At 38.1% G+C, this 1,282-nt stretch carries 1 protein-coding gene; it reads right to left on the bottom strand.

Going from position 1 to position 1,282, the window contains the following annotated elements; translation table 11 throughout:
* Positions 1-61 precede the first annotated feature (61 nt).
* A protein-coding gene (locus tag E0D95_RS15465; protein ID WP_223155595.1) for an IS3-like element ISAba14 family transposase occupies positions 62-1,194 on the bottom strand; the annotation gives its coding sequence in 2 pieces (ribosomal slippage) (positions 62-942 and positions 942-1,194; 1,134 coding nt in all).
* Positions 1,195-1,282 lie beyond the last annotated feature (88 nt).

Below are 1,282 nucleotides of genomic sequence, written 5' to 3'. Positions count from 1 at the left end.
AGAGGTGGTCCCACTTGTTTGAACAACTAAAAGCGTATTTATAAGTGATATTCCGCTCTAGTTAAGCCACCTTGTTTTGTTGGGGTAGCTGATCATAGTAAAACTCATTTGGTGTCATTTTGTCTAGACTCGAATGAGGTCGTTTCAAATTATAAAACTCAAAATATGCACTTAATTGCTTTTTCGCATCTGTGACACTGCTATAAGCTTTGAGATACACCTCTTCATATTTAACGCTCCGCCATAATCGTTCAACCATCACATTATCTACCCATCGACCTTTACCATCCATACTGATTTGAATGCCATTTGATTTCAATACATCAATAAATGCATCACTGGTAAACTGGCTGCCTTGGTCTGTATTAAATATTTCAGGTCGACCATATTTTTCAATCGCTTCATTTAAAGCCGAAATACAAAAATCCACCTCCATACTAATCGATACTCTATGCGCAAGTACCTTGCGGCTATGCCAATCAATCACAGCACATAAATAAACAAAGCCTTTTGCCATAGGGATATACGTTATATCCGTAGACCACACTTGATTACTGCGCTGAATAGCCAATCCTTTGAGCAGATATGGATATTTACGGTGAGCTTGATTAGCCTGGCTTAAATTTGGTTTGCAATATAACGCCTGAATACCCATTTTCTTCATTAAAGTACGTGTATGACGTCGTCCTATATGATGTCCTTGACGATTCAACAAATCACGCATCATACGACTGCCTGCAAAAGGATATTGCATATGTAATTCATCAATACATCGCATCAGCTTCAGATCTGATGCACTCACAGGTTTTGGGCGATAGTAATAACAACCACGGGAGACTTTCAGCAGCTTAGCTTGCTTAGATACTGAAATCTGAAGTGAGTCGTCGATTAACTTTTGTGGTTGAAGCGGCCCAGTTTCTTCAACACACCTTCTAAAAAATCAATTTCTAATGCCTGCTCACCGATTTTTGCATGTAGTTTTTTTAGATCGATGGGTGGTTCTGTTGGAGCTTTTGATTGATCGAAAGCTTGCGAGGAAGCTGAGATCAATTGATTTTTCCAGTCAATAATTTGGTTTTGATGAACATCAAACTCAGCACTCAATTCAGCAAGTGTTTTTTCTGCTTTAATCGCAGCAAGTGCTACCTTAGCTTTAAAATCATTTGAATGATTTCTTCTTGGTCTACGTGCCATAAAATACTCCATATATTGATGTTTATAACATCATTTGAGGAGCAGAATATCACTTATAGGAGTTGTTCAAATTTACGGATCCATCTCT

It is taken from the genome of Acinetobacter ihumii (genome assembly GCF_900625095.1).
Classification (GTDB): Bacteria; Pseudomonadota; Gammaproteobacteria; order Pseudomonadales; family Moraxellaceae; genus Acinetobacter; species Acinetobacter ihumii.
This window is presented reverse-complemented; position numbering and strand designations above follow the sequence as displayed.